The sequence below is a fragment of the Enterobacter sp. UNJFSC 003 genome (assembly GCF_036903355.1).
Taxonomy (GTDB): Bacteria; Pseudomonadota; Gammaproteobacteria; order Enterobacterales; family Enterobacteriaceae; genus Enterobacter.
Genome location: NZ_JBAKHK010000129.1, coordinates 1 through 280, shown reverse-complemented (window position 1 = coordinate 280; position 280 = coordinate 1). Strand labels below are relative to the sequence as shown.

General features: G+C 51.4%; 1 protein-coding gene. It reads left to right on the top strand.

The window, feature by feature from the left end:
• On the top strand, positions 1 to 112 hold a 112-nt coding region (locus V5P19_RS23435), incomplete at its 5' end, for a hypothetical protein (RefSeq protein WP_334407933.1).
• Between the last annotated feature and the right edge of the window lie 168 nt (positions 113 to 280).

The window sequence follows — 280 nt, the reverse complement described above, 5'->3', positions numbered from 1 at the left end:
GGCGAAAGATGTCCGAGAACTGCCTGGTTACCGCATCGAACGGGTACAGCTTTTTGATATGTTCCCGCACACCGCGCACTATGAAGTGCTGACGCTGCTGGTGAAGCAATAAAAAAGCCGCAGGTGCGGCTTCAGATTGCTGACAAAGTGCGCGTTGTTTATGCCGGATGCGGCGTAAACGCCTTATCCGGCCTACAAGATCGTGCAAATTCAACATATTGCCACTCACCCAGTAGGCCTGATAAGCGCAGCGCATCAGGCAATTTTACATTTGTCACCT